This window comes from Bacillus mesophilum (genome assembly GCF_008923265.1).
Lineage (GTDB): Bacteria > Bacillota > Bacilli > Bacillales > Cytobacillaceae > Cytobacillus > Cytobacillus mesophilum.
Genome location: NZ_WBOT01000001.1, coordinates 1 through 17,407, shown reverse-complemented (window position 1 = coordinate 17,407; position 17,407 = coordinate 1). Strand labels below are relative to the sequence as shown.

Annotated in this window: 14 protein-coding genes and 1 other annotated feature; of the genes, 3 read left to right on the top strand and 11 right to left on the bottom strand. The window is 36.6% G+C overall.

Annotated elements, in window-relative coordinates; genetic code table 11:
• Positions 1–14: 14 nt before the first annotated feature.
• Both F7732_RS00065 and F7732_RS22745 read left to right on the top strand, forming a co-directional pair.
• Positions 15–866 carry a ClpXP adapter SpxH family protein gene (locus F7732_RS00065; RefSeq protein WP_151572546.1) on the top strand — a complete coding sequence of 284 codons (852 nt, stop codon included), beginning with the start codon at positions 15–17 and terminating at the stop codon, positions 864–866.
• Positions 867–1,258: 392 nt separating this feature from the next.
• Complete coding sequence (locus F7732_RS22745) at positions 1,259–1,432, top strand: hypothetical protein (protein WP_192912973.1); 174 nt, start codon at positions 1,259–1,261, stop codon at positions 1,430–1,432.
• Positions 1,433–1,552: 120 nt separating this feature from the next.
• Here F7732_RS22745 and pepF read toward each other — a convergent pair whose 3' ends face one another.
• The 11 genes from pepF to F7732_RS00010 all read right to left on the bottom strand — a co-directional run bounded on the left by pepF (position 1,553) and on the right by F7732_RS00010 (position 15,274).
• The gene (pepF, locus tag F7732_RS00060) at positions 1,553–3,373 is read right to left on the bottom strand and encodes an oligoendopeptidase F (protein WP_151571696.1); all 1,821 of its coding nucleotides are present in this window, start codon (positions 3,371–3,373) and stop codon (positions 1,553–1,555) included.
• 152 nt (positions 3,374–3,525) lie between these two features.
• Positions 3,526–4,740: a competence protein CoiA gene (locus F7732_RS00055; protein WP_161598812.1), complete on the bottom strand. Its 1,215-nt coding sequence runs from the start codon at positions 4,738–4,740 to the stop codon at positions 3,526–3,528.
• Positions 4,741–4,892: 152 nt separating this feature from the next.
• Positions 4,893–5,561 carry an adaptor protein MecA gene (gene mecA / locus F7732_RS00050; RefSeq protein WP_151571694.1) on the bottom strand — a complete coding sequence of 223 codons (669 nt, stop codon included), beginning with the start codon at positions 5,559–5,561 and terminating at the stop codon, positions 4,893–4,895.
• A gap of 387 nt (positions 5,562–5,948) precedes the next feature.
• Positions 5,949–6,344 carry a transcriptional regulator SpxA gene (spxA, locus tag F7732_RS00045; RefSeq protein ID WP_066447509.1) on the bottom strand — a complete coding sequence of 132 codons (396 nt, stop codon included), beginning with the start codon at positions 6,342–6,344 and terminating at the stop codon, positions 5,949–5,951.
• Between the two features lie 663 nt (positions 6,345–7,007).
• On the bottom strand, positions 7,008–7,583 hold the full coding sequence (locus F7732_RS00040) for a GNAT family N-acetyltransferase (RefSeq protein WP_151571693.1): 576 nt from the start codon (positions 7,581–7,583) through the stop codon (positions 7,008–7,010).
• A gap of 517 nt (positions 7,584–8,100) precedes the next feature.
• On the bottom strand, positions 8,101–9,321 hold the full coding sequence (locus F7732_RS00035; protein WP_151571692.1) for a putative glycoside hydrolase: 1,221 nt from the start codon (positions 9,319–9,321) through the stop codon (positions 8,101–8,103).
• 335 nt (positions 9,322–9,656) lie between these two features.
• Positions 9,657–10,592, bottom strand: a complete 936-nt coding sequence (locus tag F7732_RS00030) for an ABC transporter ATP-binding protein (protein ID WP_151571691.1) — start codon at positions 10,590–10,592, stop codon at positions 9,657–9,659.
• A 2-nt stretch (positions 10,593–10,594) separates the two neighbouring features.
• Positions 10,595–11,662, bottom strand: a complete 1,068-nt coding sequence (locus tag F7732_RS00025; protein ID WP_151571690.1) for an ABC transporter ATP-binding protein — start codon at positions 11,660–11,662, stop codon at positions 10,595–10,597.
• Positions 11,663–11,672: 10 nt separating this feature from the next.
• A complete protein-coding gene (locus tag F7732_RS00020) occupies positions 11,673–12,587 on the bottom strand; it encodes an ABC transporter permease (RefSeq protein ID WP_066447523.1) in 915 nt (304 codons plus the stop codon).
• 3 nt (positions 12,588–12,590) lie between these two features.
• The gene (locus F7732_RS00015) at positions 12,591–13,526 is read right to left on the bottom strand and encodes an ABC transporter permease (protein WP_151571689.1); all 936 of its coding nucleotides are present in this window, start codon (positions 13,524–13,526) and stop codon (positions 12,591–12,593) included.
• Positions 13,527–13,684: 158 nt separating this feature from the next.
• Complete coding sequence (locus F7732_RS00010; protein ID WP_151572544.1) at positions 13,685–15,274, bottom strand: peptide ABC transporter substrate-binding protein; 1,590 nt, start codon at positions 15,272–15,274, stop codon at positions 13,685–13,687.
• A gap of 653 nt (positions 15,275–15,927) precedes the next feature.
• Positions 15,928–16,157, top strand: a binding site (T-box leader).
• A gap of 70 nt (positions 16,158–16,227) precedes the next feature.
• Here F7732_RS00010 and trpS point away from each other — a divergent pair.
• Complete coding sequence (gene trpS / locus F7732_RS00005) at positions 16,228–17,217, top strand: tryptophan--tRNA ligase (RefSeq protein WP_151571688.1); 990 nt, start codon at positions 16,228–16,230, stop codon at positions 17,215–17,217.
• The last annotated feature ends 190 nt before the right edge of the window (positions 17,218–17,407 follow it).

Genomic DNA, 17,407 nt, shown 5'->3' with positions numbered 1-17,407 from the left:
GATTTGAAACAAAGATGGCGTCTCCCCATTGCCATGGCAATGAAAAGAAACCATTGGAATTGTACATGTTCCTTGATCCTTTATGTCCTGAATGCTGGGCTTTGGAGCCGATTATAAAAAAGCTGACGATTGAGTATGGACGCTATTTTTCCATTAAACATGTATTAAGCGGCAAGCTGGCTGCTTTGAATATGGGCCGCAAAAAAAATTATGAAAACATCGCAGAGCTTTGGGAAAAAACAGCGAGTCGATCTGGTATGTCCTGCGATGGGAATTTATGGTTTGAAAATCCAATCTCCTCTCCATATTTGGCCTCTATTGCAATAAAGGCGGCAGAGCTGCAAGGAAGGAAATCTGGCATTCGCTTTTTACGGAAGCTGCAAGAAGCACTGTTTTTAGAAAAACAAAATGTTTCGAGCTTTGAAGTGCTAAAAGAATGCGCAAGGGAAACTGGACTAGATGTAGTGGAATTTGTCGCTGATATGCATTCTGAAAGTGCGGCAAAAGCCTTTCAATGTGATTTAAAGATCACTGCTGAAATGGAAGTCGAAGAAATTCCAACGCTTGTCTTTTTCAATGAAAATATTGAAGAGGAAGGCATAAAGGTAACAGGTTATTACCCATATGATATTTACGAACAGATTTTAGAAGAAATGCTACCAGAGCAGCCGGTGAAGTCTCCATTACCTGATATTGAAGAATTTCTGGCTTACTTTAAACTTGTCGCTTCAAAAGAAATTGCCGTTGTTTATGATATGACTGAAACGGAAGTAAATAAAATAATGAAAAAGCTGCAGCTTAAACAAGTAGCTGAGCCTGTGCCGGCAAAATACGGGCATTTTTGGAAATATTGTGTAAAAAACTAAGTTATGTCTTATTGACATAGCTTTTTTTTGTAAATAAATCTTAAGTAAGAAAAATACTTGGTGGGGATTTACTAGACTCGCGACATCGTTAAAACGAAGAGATTAAAATGAAAAAGCCATGCTTTTTTGCACGGCTCTTCATATACATAAACGAACAAAGGGGATGGGAGAAATTTTTCACGATCAAACAAAGGGGTATATGTTTGCTTGTGATTAACTTCACAACCATAATATATCATGTGGAACACTTAACATCAACTATTTTGTGCTTCTTTTCACATTATTGTCAAAAATTCAAAACACATATCTAATTCATTTTTTCTTGGACAAATTCATAAATTAGAATAAATCATTTTTTCCGTTTAGGTTATCTCTTAATAGGAGGTGTAAAGATGAAAAAATTTCAACTTTTTTCAATCCTGGCAGTATTGATTTTCTGCTTTTTTCTAAATGTATTAGGTTTATTAAAGCTTGTTCCCCTTTTTATTACTGCACCTCTATTGTTTGCTGCATTAATTACATTCATATCTTTCTTAAATAACAGAAATCGATTTAAAGGATTCTAAAGTATCGTGATAGCTATATGATGGTTTTCTCTAGGCTTCATTGCTCACATTAATATTGAAGCTAAAAATAAAAGGCAGGCTAAGCTGAACGTAGCTTAGCTGCCTTTTTAAATTAAAGTTCTAAGATAGAAGTTCTTCCATCTCATTTAGTTTTTCTTCAAAAACTTTACATGCATCTTCAATAGCCTGCTTGCTGGTCATATCGACGCCTGCTTTTTTCAGAACCTCAATAGGATAATCAGAGCTTCCAGCTTTTAAGAATTCGACATAGCGATCGACTGCCGGCTGTCCCTCTTCTAAAATTTGCTTGCTTAGTGCTGTAGCTGCACTATACCCTGTAGCATATTGATAAACATAATAGTTGTAATAGAAATGCGGAATTCTTGACCATTCTAGACCAATTTCTTCGTCAATAATGATATCTTCTTCCCCGAAATATTTTTTATTTAATTCATAATAAGCTTCAGTCAATGATTCAGCTGTTAATGCTTCATTGTTTTGAGCCTTCTCATGAATTAAATGTTCAAATTCGGCAAACATCGTTTGACGGAAAACAGTACCTCTGAATCCTTCAAGGAAATGATTTAGGAGATATAAACGCTTCTTGTCATCATCAATTGTCTTAAGCAAGTAATCATTCAAAAGAGCTTCATTGCAAGTGGATGCAACCTCAGCAACAAAAATTGAATAATTTCCGTAAGGATATGGCTGGTTTTTCCTAGTGTAATAACTGTGTACAGAATGACCAAATTCATGAGCAAGTGTAAACAAATTATTTACATTATCTTGCCAGTTCATTAATATATATGGATTTGTTCCATAAGTTCCTGACGAATAAGCACCGCTTCTTTTCCCTTTATTCTCGTGTACATCCACCCAGCGGTTTTCAAAGCCCTCTTTGAGCACATTTAAATAATCTTCTCCTAATGGTGCAAGGCCCTTTAAGATGTGCTCCTTCGCCTCATCATATGAAACCTCCATCTTTACATCCTTTACTAAAGGTGTGTAGAGATCATACATATGCAATTCCTCTAGGCCAAGGACTTTCTTACGCAGTTTAACATAGCGATGCAGCAGGTGAAGGTTATCATTTATTGTACTGACTAAGTTATCATATACACTCTCTGGAATATTATTATTGGCAAGTGCTGCTTGTCTTGCTGATTCATATTTCCTAATTTGAGCATTAAAATTATGGTTTTTCACATTTCCGCTTAAAGTACTGGCAAAGGTATTTTTAAACTGTCCATATGTGCCATATACTGCCTTAAAGGCATCATGGCGCACTCTTTGGTCATCACTCTCTAAGAAGCGCACGTAACGGCCATGTGTGACCTCCACCTCATTGCCGTTTTCATCTTTAATAGTTGGAAATTCAAGATCGGCATTATTCAGTGCCCCAAATGTATTGCTGGATGCCCCAAGCACTTCCGACGCTTGTGCAAGCAAAGCCTCCTGCTCGGCTGATAACACGTGTGGACGCTGCAAATTAATTTCATCAAGAGCTTGTTTATAAAGCTTGAGCTCTTCTTTTTCCTCTAATAAGCCCTCTACCTTTTCTTCTTCAATTGCAAGAAGTTCTGGCACAACATAAGCCAGTGCTGCGCCTGCTTTCGAATATACATTTTTTATTCTGTCTTCCATTCCCTGATACTTTGAATTGGTTGTATCCTGATCATATTTCATATGAGCATATGTATAGAGCTTGCTTAATCTTGAAAGCAAATGATCTTGATACTGAAGTGCTTCATACAATACGTCTGCACTTTCACCAAGCTTACCTTCATACTTGGCTGCGTCAGGTATTAAAGCTTCAACTGCTTTAAATTCCTTTTCCCAAACCTCATCTGTTTCAAAAATATCTTCTAGCCTCCAAGTATCTTCAACTGCAATTTCACTTCTGGCCGGCAATTTTTGCACAGCGGCAGTTTCATTTGTCATTGTATTGTCCCCTCCAGTAAATAATGCAATAAATAGTAGTGGTAATTTTAACAATAGCACTATAGGTTACTTCTCCTTTACTGCGAAAATTCCTGCTATTTTCCGATATTTTTATCAGCGTCTCATCCTATTCTGTGCTAAATGTCTGTATTTCATTTATCAAATTGGTTTTGACTGGCTTGTTTCATTATATATTTTCCAAATCGCTTGTTTAAAGATTGATCATATTGCACTTGTTCATTCTGGCTATAAGGAAATTTAAGTTTATTAGAAACAAAATATCCTCCCTCGTCTGTTTTGGAGATTATATATAAATGTTCTAATAAGTTGAAATACTCCTCAACAGCTCGAAACTCCTCAGATTCATCTAATAGAGGGAATCTTCTCAATGAAACACTTTTACTCCGTACCCTCTTATAAAAGGAGGTTTTAGCGTCGCTTATTGTAAATGTCTTTTTCTTCAATATGACATCCATCATTAGAAACGTTTGCCATTGCACAGGTGGTGTGGAAATATAGGGTGAATGAAAAACAGGAAGGCCAATTTCTGAAGGCAGTTGTGATGGAGAGATACGATGATCATATAATTCATATAAAATTGATTTGCTGAAAGAGCTATTTCTAACTGCTGCAAAGTCTTTTTGCTTTCTGATGACAGTTTGCCATTGCTGAAAAGATATAGGTGATGAATCAATTGGAAGATGGAGTAATGTAGAAAGATCAAGGTTTTTGAGCGGTTTAATTTGCAGGTTGGCGAATGTGTTTTTCGCGGAATATGGAAGCGGGTTTTTAAGTAAAATAAAATGCATTGTGTTTGGACAAAAGGCTAATATTTCCCAGGACTTTCTTTCATATAGTGAGAGAAATAGATAATTAAATGAGGTAAGTGCCATTCTGTTGTAATCAATCCGTTTGATTTTGTTAGCTCCTATGATCCAGATTGGAATGATGCCAGCATGAAGATAGGATTGGGTTCGCTTATAAAATAAATCCTCTGAAATCGGCGAGCACTGAAACTCAATAGCAAATGATTGTTCTTTATATATAAATCCTATATCTGCCCTCTGCTGAATTTCATGATAATAATATTCCATTACTGGTGAGACACCTTTTTGATGCAGCCAATTGTATAGCTTAATTTTTCCATTCAAATGATATTGTGACTCATTTTCATAGCTTTCTGGACACCTCGAATGCATGTGATGGGCAAAGTGCGGAATGCGTTTTATGCCAGCTTTTAATATCAATGATTCCGAACATTCACGGCAAAAGTAAGGTCCCTTCTCCTTGAGAGATATAGCTTCGGCTCTAGTGTATGACCTAAAAAGTGAAACAACTTCCCCGGAGCTGTTTACTGCAGTTAACATCGTTCGTCCTCCTTTCTTTTTAGTAGGTATTCGGGAATCACACATCTAACTCCTTTATGTTTGAAAAATTTAATGATAAATATGCTTCTGTCAAAGGATATACAATTTTTATAATGCAAAAAAAAACGATTTCAATATTGAAATCGTTTTGGTTATTTGAAGTATTTACGAAGTTCTGCAAAAACGTCATTTTCAATAATCGTTTTTCCGTATTCAGTAATACGGTGGATTGTTACTTGCGTTTCATAACCATATTCAAGCATAATGCTGAGGAGATTGTCGATATCCTCTTCATCAAACAATTCGTCGTCAAAATCAAGAAATAAATAGTAGCTGCCTTCAAAAGAATATAATGTTGTTTTAATGGAATCAAGATCAGATTTTTTTGACAGAGAAATAATGTCTTCAAAGTCTTTAAAGGTAATTAGAAATTCCAAATTGCCTTCATACTGTTCGTTTTCCTCAGTTGCATCTTCAGAATTAAAATGATGATCCAGCATCTCTTCAATTCTTTCATCAACCGGGAGATCCTGCGCTTTTTCATCTGGAACTGGAAGCTCTAATTTTTGGCCATCCTTTGAGAGCTGCGCTCTTGTTACAAGTACTTCTAAGCCTTTATCCAGCGCCTGAACTTGTATCCAAAGTGGACCTTCTGCAAAGAAATCTTCTTCGCGATGAACCTCATCCATCATTTCCCAAAATAATTCTTCACTTCTTTCGCGATTATACCAAATTTCCTCGCGATCAAAGCCTCTTTCCTCTATATCAATGTAAGAAATGTAAAACTTAACTGTATTATCATTAATACGTTCAATTTCCATACAACAACTCTCCCTTCTGGCTATGGTTGAAGGGACTAAAGACCCTTAAATAGTTACTTTTTCTCCATATACCCAGTATAGAACAGGTTAATCTGTTTTAACCATTCTTTTAGAGCAAAGGCCTACGATTAAGTCCAAATTATGTGCCTTGTACTTATATTTTATGATAAAAACAGAATAAAGGGAATTAAAAAAGCATGATTCCTTAAAAACCGTTATATGCCTAATTCCTCTTTTTAAAAGTAGTTAATGTATTTTAACAGAAATATAGCGCATCTACAAGAAAAGAGAATTGTGCCTATAAAACGGGTGATCTAGTGTGTTTCTCCGTATATAAAAGCACAAATAAAAACCTTCTTTCATCAGTTGAAAGAAGGCTTAGAAATTTTAATTAACAAGTCGCTGTGCTTCACGAAGCTGATACGTACGTACCTTTCTTGGAAGGAATCGTCTAATTTCATCTTCATTATAACCAACCTGTAAACGTTTCTCATCAATAATAATTGGGCGTCTAAGCAGACCGGGATTATCTTTAATCAATTCAAATAAATTTTGAAGAGGCATTGTCTCAAGATTAACATCTAATTTTTGGAACGTTTTTGAACGAGTTGAAATAATTTCATCTGTACCGTCCTCTGTCATTCGAAGAATTTCTTTAATTTCTTCAATTGATAATGGCTCAGAAAAAATATTTCTTTCTTTATATGGAATTTCATGCTCCTCTAACCATTGTTTCGCTTTCCTGCAAGATGTGCAACTTGGTGAAGTGTATAATGTGACCATTTTACAAATTCACACTCCCTTAATTTAGACATATTATTAGATCTATTGTTAGATTTTTTTTCTTGTTTATAAAACTTGGAGCTTTGTAAATTAAAATCACTTTAAAAAAGTAATTTGTATTATCTATTATACACTAATAGAAGCCCATTGGATATAAGTTTTTATAAACACCCTAAAAGTATGAGATGATCTTTTAGGTTAAACAGTAAATTTTCTTTTACACTATATAAGACGATTGAAGCGTGAAAAAGTTTCATTTTTCATTTAAAACAATAAAACGTTCACAAACTATTCACATTTTCGCTTTTAATTAGGGTCTTTTATATTAAATAAGTACCCCTTTTTACAAGTTTTAAACTTAATTTCATTAATATTTTCTCAATTAAAGATATTAAATTGAAAAAAGGTTTTAATGTCACTGAATAGTTCTCCTGTTAGAAAGGGCTTACCGTGGAGAATAATGCTAACTTTCACTGCAAGCATGCTGCTATCCGCAGTGATTCAATCTTTACTCATAAGATGAGTATCTTTTGCTATAAGTTCAGGAAATTAAAATAAAAACCGAACGATTTAACAGATAATGAAAGGAAATCTGTTAAATCGTTCGGTTTTGCCATGAGCTGAATCATTTATTTGAATAAAACTTTATGTCCATCTGTTATTTTATAGGCGATCAAGAACGTTTTTTCCGCTCTCTTTTTCATCAAAGGTCAGGACTTCATTTACCTTCTGGTAAGACTCTCCATAAAATTGCTTATCCTTATAAGTGTGCACAAGTTCATAGGTTGTCTTCATTGCTTCGAAAATAGTATCTTCTGATTCATTATGCGGTGCCCAATAGAGGATTTCCATTGCATTGATTTCTTTCGTAGCCAGTGATCTTCTGCGATATCCAATAGACTGTGCATGTTTAAATCCTTCACGCTTATAGAAACGCAGGCGCTTCTCTGTATCAGTATCGTCATAATTAACTGGTTCAACCTCTAAAATGATCGGCTTCCCTTTATCCTTCATCTTGGCAAGCAGCTTTTTGCCAAGGCCCATCCCACGGGCATCTTTAGATACAAATAAATAATCAATAAAAACAAAATGGTCAAGTTCCACATACATTAAGACATGATGTGCTCCTTCATCTTTATAATAAATTTCTGACTGTTCATCAAGCAATGTTTCCATATGCTCTTTTGATTTCATTTCTTCAATCGGAAAATATTGATTTAATTTTTCATACCAATGCATGGATCTTCTCCTTTTTTTACCTAGTAGAAACTAGGCGAAGTATTCTTTCCAGCATGATAAGCTCCCAGCTTTCCGCTCATATATTGTATATACTGCTTGCGTTCAATCGTTATGAAGTAACGCATCAAATGAAGTATTCGTAAATAACAGTCAGTTCATGCATGTTTTTATGAAAAAAACATGCTTTTTAATCGTATGAGATAACGATATTAAATGAAAACCTGTTCAATTATGGATACATTTGAGAAGAAAGGTGGAGGTTTATCTTATAAGGTCTCTGCATGCTGCTTTATCTTCCTTTTGTATACTAATTATCTGCAGCAAAGAAATTAAAATACTGGAAGTTAGTATGATGCAAGCCTTTATCGCTTGGCCCTTCCATCATAACGTATTAGAATGGTTTGTCAAATGACACAATAGAATAAAGAAAAAGCAGCCCGATTGCCAGTTAATTAACTAACATTTGGCACTGCTTTCTTATATGTCTTCCCTTATAAATCATTATATTGAAAACTTTTTAGTCTAAAGGTGTATAATCCACATCTTCAGTATAGGAATTTCCTGCATTCCATAATAGAAATTCATCTATGCCGTTTTCATTCAGAGCTTTAATTTGCGCTTCAACCTCTTCTTTTCCGTATTCCAGATAATTTCCACTTCCTAAATAAGAAGCAGTAAAATCTTGAAGCCATGGCCTTGAGACTGGGGATGATTCAAGTTCACCAAGCTTTTTATTCTCAAGCTTTGCATATTCGCTTACCAGTTTATATGGCTCTAAATCAGGCTTTGCGATCCCAAAATAAGATGTCCAATGGCTTGGATAAATCATAGAGGATATGACATCGACATTTTCAGAAATCTTTGAGAAATTTTGCCCAATCCCTGGTGCTTCCGGCAATGTTGCTGAATAGCCAAAAATATCAACAGACACCTTCACACCATATGGTTTTAATTTATCTTTCGCATAAGCTACGAAATCAGTTACAGCACTAACCCTTTTTTGCACGTTTTCAGAGGACTCATCCGTATAATCCCCATGATTGTAGCTTAATTCATTATCTCGAGTCTCAAACCCTTCTGGAAAACGCACATAATCAAATTGGATTTCCTGAAAGCCCATCTTTGCCGCTTCAATCGCCAAATCTACATTATAATCCCAGACTTCCTTTAAAAATGGATTCACAAAAGACTCCCCGCGGCCGTTCTTCCATACTTTATCTCCATCTTTAAAAGACCATTCAGGTTTTTTATTAGCAAGCTCCGTATCCTTAAACACAACTACCCTTGCGATCGGATAAATTTGATTTTCCTGAAGAGTGTCCATCATAGTTTTAGGATTCTTAATATATGGCTTTCCAATCGAAGAATAAGGGGAATTTTCCTCTGGTATGTAAGTTAGATTACCCCAATCATCCTTAATATCAATGACCATTGCATTCAAATCACTTCCATTAATTAGATTGATTAATGAGTCAAATCTCTCCCCTCCTGCAGAATGCCCTGTAACGTATACGCCTCTAACTGCATCTGGATAAGTGAACGTATAACCTGAATCAAATGTAAACCTATTGATAACCTCTGGCAGCTCCCTTTTCAAGTCAAAGAATTTTTTTTGCGGCATCGTTCCGTTCATTTTGACAGACTCCTCATCCTCTGCAAAAGAATGCTGTGGTGATAGATTTAAGACTAATAGAAATACGATTAAACTGATAACGCTGAATATACTTTTATTGTTCATAGCTGTCCTCCTCCCCTCCTTCTCTCCGTACCCTTTCGTACAGTTTATCAATCTTTCGACAAGAAATTAATACATTTATAGACAAAATTTTTTATTAACTGGCATTTTCCTTCATAATGAGGGAAATGTTAAAAGTAATACAATTAATTGAAAATTTATAATAGTAATTACATTATTTTTAGTGTATGATAGTAAAAAGTAAGTTAGTGGATAAAAGGACTAAAGAATAACTGAATATTTTATTTATACTGTTAATTAAATGACTCTATAATTAACATACGTTGCATCGTCCTTTTATAAAAAAAACGATCCCTTATAAAGAGATCGTTTCGTGTTTAGTGCTTATATTGTGCCTGATACTGTTTTAATTCCTTTTCAGAGCAATACACATAGTGGCCAGGGGCTACTTCACGCATTTCAACCTTCTCATCTGAAGCATAGTTATGAATAGCAGGATCGTATGATTTACGCTTACGTGTACGTTCAGACTCAGGATCCGGAAGAGGAATAGCAGACAGAAGCGACTGCGTATATGGATGAATTGGATTATTGTATAGGTCCTCTGCAGAAGCAAGTTCAACAAGCTTCCCGAAATACATTACTCCAATTCGGTCACTTATATATTTAACCATGGAAAGATCATGGGCGATAAATAAGTACGTAAGTCCTTTTTCACGCTGCAGCTTTTTCATAAGGTTAACAACTTGAGCTTGGATCGAAACGTCCAATGCAGAAATCGGCTCATCAGCAATGATGAATTCAGGATCTACTGCAAGTGCACGGGCAATTCCGATACGCTGTCTTTGACCGCCGGAAAACTCATGCGGATAACGGTTGGCGTGTTCTTTATTTAAACCAACTGTTTCTAAGAGCTCATAAACCTTTTCCATACGCTCTTTCTTTGATTTTGCAAGACCGTGTATATCAATGCCTTCAGCAATAATATCAGCTACAGTCATACGAGGGTTTAAAGAAGCATAAGGATCCTGGAAAATCATTTGCATTTTACGATTGAACTTTTTCAGTTCTTTTGCAGATTTTTTTCCATGAACATTTTCGTTTTCAAACAGCACTTCACCGTCTGTTGCATCATATAGACGAATAATGGTACGGCCAGTTGTTGATTTTCCGCATCCAGATTCACCAACAAGCCCTAAAGTTTCACCTTTGTAAATATCAAATGTGATTCCATCAACAGCTTTAACCATATTGGGTCTGCCCACATTAAAGTGCTGCTTTAAGTTTTTAATTTGTAAAAGCTTCTCAGCCATTGTTATTTACCCTCCTTAACAAGTACAGGCTTCTCAAAGTTAGAGGATAATTTGCGTATACGCTTCATTACAGATTCAGGCGGATTTACTTGCGGTGCATCCGGATGAAGCAGCCATGTTTTTGCAAAATGAGTTTCAGAAATTTGGAACATTGGCGGTTCTTCTTCAAAATCAATTGCCAATGCATATTGATTACGAGCAGCAAACGCATCCCCCTTAGGCGGATTTGTTAAATCCGGAGGTGTTCCTGGGATCGCAGCCAGCTCTGCATCGTTGTCATTATCAAGACTTGGCATTGAGGCAAGCAAACCCCATGTATATGGATGACGTGGATCATAGAAAATTTCATCAACCGTTCCCATCTCTACGATTTGTCCAGCATACATGACAGCAACACGATCAGCAACATTTGCTACCACACCAAGGTCATGCGTGATAAAGATGATTGAAGTGTCCATCTTATTTTGCAGTTCTTTCATTAAATCAAGAATTTGCGCTTGAATTGTTACATCCAATGCTGTTGTTGGCTCATCGGCAATTAAAAGCTTAGGACTAGCTGCCAAAGCAATTGCAATCATTGCACGCTGTCTCATACCGCCAGAAAACTCATGAGGGTACTGAACAACACGTTTTTCCGGCATTGGAATACCAACTAGACGAAGCAATTCAGTTGCACGGTTTTTTGCTTCTGGCTTGGACATGTTTTGGTGCTTAATAAGAACTTCCATAATCTGAGTTCCAACACGCATTGTTGGGTTTAAAGAAGTCATTGGATCTTGGAAGATCATACTGATTTCTTTTCCACGGATATTTTCCATTTCTTTTTCTGACTTTGGAACAATGTCATCGCCATTAAAAAGAATTTGTCCGCCGGTAATTTGTCCAGGAGGCATAGGAATTAATTTCATAATCGTCTGGGAAGTTACACTTTTACCAGAACCAGATTCACCAACTATAGCAAGCGTCTCACCTTTATGAAGATCAAAGCTCACACCACGAACTGCTTGAACTTGTCCTCCATAAGTTTGGAATGAGACTTTTAAATCTTTGACTTCAAGTATTTTTTCCATATTCTCACTCCTATTTACGTAATCTTGGATCAAGAGCGTCGCGCAAGCCATCGCCAACTACATTAAATGCAAAGATAGTTAAACAGATAAAGATAGCAGGGAAGAATAAACGCCATGGGTAGTAACGCAATGCAGGCAATCCATCATTAGCCATTGTTCCCCAGCTCGCAAGCGGCGGTGTTAAACCAAGTCCAAGGAAGCTTAAAAATGCTTCAGTAAAGATAGCAGATGGTACAGTTAACGTCATGGTAACCAGGATTGGTCCCATGGCATTTGGAATTAAGTGTTTACCCATAATTCTTGTTGTATTTGCCCCTAGTGTCTTAGCAGCAAGCACGTACTCTTGATTTTTCAGCGAGAGAACTTGTCCACGTACAATACGTGACATGTTAATCCAGCCGGTAATCGTCATGGCCAGAATCATTGTTCCTAAACCTTGACCTAGCACAACCATCAATAGAATAACTAATAGCAGATATGGAATTCCATAAAGAATGTCGGCAAAGCGCATCATAAACTCATCTGTACGACCGCCTTTGTAGCCGGCAATTCCACCCCAGATTACACCAATACATAGGTCAATTAGAGCTGCTGCAACACCGATAAAGATCGAGATGCGGGCACCTTCCCATGTACGAGTAAAAACGTCACGGCCTAAATCATCTGTTCCAAACCAATGCTCTGAAGATGGTGCCTGGTTTTTGTTAGCCAGATCATTTTGCTTATAATCATATTCTGTCATCATTGGACCAAAGATCGCCATAAAGATGAGAATTGCTAATAAAACTAAACCGAATAATGCCAGTTTATTTTTACGGAAACGAACGAAAACATCTTTCCAAAAGGAGAGGCTCGGTTTCGATATCTTTTCAGCATCTTCCAGCTGGGTTCCAACTACTTTAAATTTATCTTTTGATATTTCCATGGTTTACTCTCCCTTCTTCCCGCCGGCAAGCTTAATGCGTGGGTCGATGATTCCGTATGCAATGTCTACAAGGAGAATAGATACGAGTAATAGAATACTATAGAATACCGTTACACCCATAATAACTGTGTAATCCCGGTTAGAGATACTTGTTACAAAGTGTGCACCTAGTCCTGGTAAACCAAAGATTCTTTCAATAACAAAGCTACCTGTTAAAATACTGGCCGTAAGCGGACCCATGTATGTAACAACAGGAAGCATAGCGTTACGAATCGCATGCTTGACCGTAATTGCACCACTACTTAAACCTTTAGATTTGGCTGTTTTAATATAATCATTTGCAAGTACCTCTAGCATACTCGAACGAGTTAAACGAGCGATAAATGCCATTGGCGTTGAAGCAAGTGCAAGTGCTGGGAGAATGGTGTACATAAATCCTTCCCATCTGGCAACAGGGAAGATCCCCCATTTGATTGCAAGAAAATATTGCAGGAATGATGCCATAATAAAGGATGGAACAGATATACCTAGTACCGCGACAATCATTGCCGTGTAATCCTGCCACTTATTGTGTTTCAGGGCAGCGATAATTCCTAACAATACACCAATTGCAACTGCTAAAAAGATTGCTTCTAATCCTAGTAGAAATGAAACCGGGAAACCTTCGCTGATTAAGTCATTAACTGTTTGACTCTTATACTTAAATGACGGGCCAAAATCCCATTTTAAGATTCTTAGTAAATATTCCCCGTATTGAACGTACCATGGCTGATCTAATCCATAGTGTGCATTTAAGTTCGCTTCAATTTCGGGAGGTAACTGCTTCTCAGATGTAAACGGGTTTCCAGGTGCCATGCGCATAAAAAAGAACGTTGCTGTAACAATAAGCCATAATGAAATAAGCATGTACAACAAACGTTTCCCTATATATTTAGCCATTGACAACACCTCCATATTAATACTTTTTATAAGAAGACCATCCTTGCAAAAACATATACATTTTTGTTATTAATTGGTCGAATTTGCGGCTTCAACTTACAGAAACGAAGGTATATGGGAAACTTGGTCCCATATACCTTTCGTCAAATTACTATTGATTATTCAAAATATGCCCATTTGAATTGAGCATCTCCAAGACCAGAAATTGCAACATCTTTTAAGTTTTCGTTTTGAACCCAGTTATTTGTGTAGAAATAGATTGGTGCTACAGGCATTGCATCCATAAAGATCGCTTCAGCATCTTTTAACAGCTGCTGACGAGCATCTGGATCTGTTTCTGTCGCAGATTGAGCAAGTAATTCTTGGAATTCAGGATCTTCCCAGCCAGTATCATTGTTACCGCCATCAGCATCACGATAAGCTTCAAGGAAGTTGATTCCGTCGTTAAAGTCACCTAACCAGCCCATACGAGCAACTTGGTAATCTAAAGCATGTACGCTGTCTAAGTATACAGCCCACTCTTGGTTGTTAAGTGTTACTTCAACACCAAGATTTTGAGTCCACATATCTTGGATTGCTTGTGCAATCTTTTGGTGGCCTTCAGATGTGTTGTAAGAAAGAGTGATTGCAGGAAGTTCAGAAGCATCACTTAGTCCTAGTTCTTCAAGACCAGCAGCTAAGAATTCTTTTGCTGCTTCCATGTCATTATCAGGGAAATAGCCTTCTTCGTTCTCTGAGAACATTGTTGGTGGTACAAGCGCCATTGCTGGAAGCTGCTCACCTTGTGTAACATTATCAATTAACTCTTGACGGTTAATTGCATGTGCAAACGCTTTACGGATATTTGCATTGTTGAATGGTTCAACAGTTGTATTAAATTTGTACAGGTAAGTTCCTGCAATTGGTTCAGTAATTAAACGGCCTTCATCTTTTAATGCAGGAAGTGCATCTAATGGAAGTGCACCAGTTGGAGCTCCTGCCCAATCAAGTTCACCGTTATCAAACATAGATAGTTCTGTATTTGGATCGTTTACCATGATCATTTCAATTGTGTCTAATTTTACAGCCTCTTTATCCCAGTAAGTATCGCTCTTTTCAAGGACAATCTTATCACTGTGAGCCCATTCAGTCATATGGAAAGGCCCGTTAGTTGTATAATCATCACCAGCATCGTTAGCCCATTCTGCGTTAGCTTCAGCTACCTTGCTGTTAAATGGTAAGTAAGTATAGAATGCAGTCAACTCTAAGAAAAACGGAGTTGGATTTGCAAGAGTTACTTCTAAAGTTTTTTCATCAATTGCTTTAACACCTACATCATCAAGTGAACCTTCGCCAGTATTAGCTGCTTCAGCACCAGCGATATAGTTTAATTGGTATGCATACTCAGATTGGTTAGCTGGGTCAATAGCCCATTTCCATGCTGCTTCAAAATCGTTAGCAGTTACAGGATCACCATTTGACCATTGAGCTTCACGAATTTTAAAAGTGTAAACTTTTTGGTCATCTGAAACTTCCCAGCTTTCAGCCATTGCTTCTTCAGGTGTACCCTCTTTGCCAATACGAGTTAATCCTTCCATTGTTTGGCGAAGTACAGTACCAGAAGTTGAATCCTTAGCTAAACCTGGGTGTAAGGAAGGTGGTTCAGTATTGATATTAACACTTAAATTTTGTTCTACATCAGATCCGCCGTCGCCGCCATCGCCGCCATCAGCGTTGTCATCGCCGCCGCTACATGCTGCAAGGAACATGCTGAGTACAAGCAAGATGCTGAAGAGAAATGAAAATCTCTTTTTGTTCACGGTAAAACCCCCTATTATTTTTCCCCAAACTGAGCTTGTACAAAAAATCTCCTAAAACACAATTGTCCTCCTGACATATATTGCTGAAATAGTCTGTCTTTTTACATTAAAGAAAAAAGTGCAAACCACTTCTATCGTCGTAATATAAGTTAACCTATGCTCAAAGATTGATTATCCTCTATATTCTGATAATTAAATCTAAATATAAAGGTTAATGCTAGTTTTGGAGTAATAAGTATGAAAACTTACATCAGAGTTTGAGTTTTGCATAAAATATGCTGATAGACAATTAAATTTTATTGAGAATGTAACATTTTTGTAAAGAAATTGTTTGGTGATTTTTATTATAAGTATTTTATTTCTTGATTGCAAGTAAGTTTTTAGTAGGAAAGTTCTACCATAGGGACTAATTTGCTGAAAAATATTAATATACTAACACTTTAAAGATTAAATTTTTTTTACGAAAAGGGTCAATTTTCGACAAATCTCTCCTTCTCCTCTATTCAATAAATTGAAATGGATTTTTTAAATGGGCAAAATATCAGTCAATGCATTTGAATTCAAATTAAGTTTCTTATATAATAATCTTACTAACTAATAAAAGAATGGCTATGATGAAGAGTAGTACATTTACTGTCTGGTTTTTAGAGATCCTGTGGCTGGTGGGAACAGGAATCCGGGTAAATAGAATGGACTTTGGAGCTTAAATTATAAAGAATCATTTTCTTTATTTTACGTCTTGTCTGCGTTATTAGGCAGCCTGCAGTTTTGCGGGTACAGAGTGACTCATTTTGAGTAATTAGGGTGGCAACGCGGACCATTCGTCCCTAAATATTAGGGACGAATGGTCTTTTTGCTGCCTTTTTTTCTCTTCTCATCCATAATCCAAGGAGGAATAAAACATGAAAACCATCTTTTCAGGTATCCAGCCAAGCGGTACCATCACGCTTGGCAACTATATTGGTGCACTCAAACAATTTATTGAGTTGCAAAATGAATACAACTGTTATTTTTGCATTGTTGACCAGCATGCTATAACAGTTCCTCAAGATCGTCTGGAACTGAGAAAAAACATCCGCAGCCTTGCTGCACTTTATATTGCTGTAGGTATTGATCCCGAAAAGGCAACTTTGTTTGTCCAATCCGAAGTGCCAGCACATGCCCAAGCGGGATGGATGATGCAGTGCGTATCATACATTGGTGAATTAGAAAGAATGACCCAATTTAAGGATAAATCAGAAGGCAAAGATGCAGTATCTGCTGGATTATTAACATATCCCCCATTAATGGCTGCTGACATTCTACTTTATAGCACTGATTTAGTTCCAGTTGGAGAAGATCAAAAGCAGCATTTGGAATTAACAAGAGATTTAGCAGAAAGATTTAATAAAAAGTATAACGATATCTTTACTATTCCTGAAGTTCGTATCCCTAAAGTTGGTGCAAGAATTATGTCCCTCCAAGAACCAACGAAGAAAATGAGCAAATCAGACCCAAATACAAAATCGTTTATTTCGATCTTAGATGAACCAAAAGTGATTGAAAAGAAAATTAAAAGCGCAGTCACAGACTCTGATGGCATTGTGAAATATGACAAAGAACTTAAACCTGGTGTATCAAATCTATTAACGATATATTCCATCTTTACTGGAAAAAAAATTAGCGATATTGAAGCGATGTATGAAGGTAAAGGGTATGGAGATTTTAAGGGTGATTTAGCACACATTGTTGTAAATGCCTTAAAACCAATCCAAGATAAATACCATGAATTAATGTCTTCAGAAGAACTGGATATCATCTTGGATAATGGAGCAGATAAGGCAAATAAAGCAGCTCAAAAGATGATTAAAAAAATGGAAAATGCGATGGGACTTGGAAGAAAACGCAGATAAATATTTCTTCTTATAACGAACACTCCTATTCCTATTATAAGATTATAAACACGAAAAAAACCTTCGAAATGAACTGCACCCCAATTGTTAGACACCATCTAACAATTGGAGGTGCAGTTTTTCTATGGCTAAATTTACTGCTGAAGATAAATTAGAGGCTGTTCAACGATATTTAAATGAAAATGAGAGT

Bases quoted from the DNA above. Each gene is read 5' to 3' on its own strand.
- F7732_RS00065 (WP_151572546.1), top strand. From the start codon at position 15: ATGGCGTCTCCCCATTGCCATGGCAATGAAAAGAAACCATTGGAATTG.
- F7732_RS22745 (WP_192912973.1), top strand. From the start codon at position 1,259: ATGAAAAAATTTCAACTTTTTTCAATCCTGGCAGTATTGATTTTCTGC.
- pepF (WP_151571696.1), bottom strand. From the start codon at position 3,373: ATGACAAATGAAACTGCCGCTGTGCAAAAATTGCCGGCCAGAAGTGAA.
- F7732_RS00055 (WP_161598812.1), bottom strand. From the start codon at position 4,740: ATGTTAACTGCAGTAAACAGCTCCGGGGAAGTTGTTTCACTTTTTAGG.
- mecA (WP_151571694.1), bottom strand. From the start codon at position 5,561: ATGGAAATTGAACGTATTAATGATAATACAGTTAAGTTTTACATTTCT.
- spxA (WP_066447509.1), bottom strand. From the start codon at position 6,344: ATGGTCACATTATACACTTCACCAAGTTGCACATCTTGCAGGAAAGCG.
- F7732_RS00040 (WP_151571693.1), bottom strand. From the start codon at position 7,583: ATGCATTGGTATGAAAAATTAAATCAATATTTTCCGATTGAAGAAATG.
- F7732_RS00035 (WP_151571692.1), bottom strand. From the start codon at position 9,321: ATGAACAATAAAAGTATATTCAGCGTTATCAGTTTAATCGTATTTCTA.
- F7732_RS00030 (WP_151571691.1), bottom strand. From the start codon at position 10,592: ATGGCTGAGAAGCTTTTACAAATTAAAAACTTAAAGCAGCACTTTAAT.
- F7732_RS00025 (WP_151571690.1), bottom strand. From the start codon at position 11,662: ATGGAAAAAATACTTGAAGTCAAAGATTTAAAAGTCTCATTCCAAACT.
- F7732_RS00020 (WP_066447523.1), bottom strand. From the start codon at position 12,587: ATGGAAATATCAAAAGATAAATTTAAAGTAGTTGGAACCCAGCTGGAA.
- F7732_RS00015 (WP_151571689.1), bottom strand. From the start codon at position 13,526: ATGGCTAAATATATAGGGAAACGTTTGTTGTACATGCTTATTTCATTA.
- F7732_RS00010 (WP_151572544.1), bottom strand. From the start codon at position 15,274: ATGTTCCTTGCAGCATGTAGCGGCGGCGATGACAACGCTGATGGCGGC.
- trpS (WP_151571688.1), top strand. From the start codon at position 16,228: ATGAAAACCATCTTTTCAGGTATCCAGCCAAGCGGTACCATCACGCTT.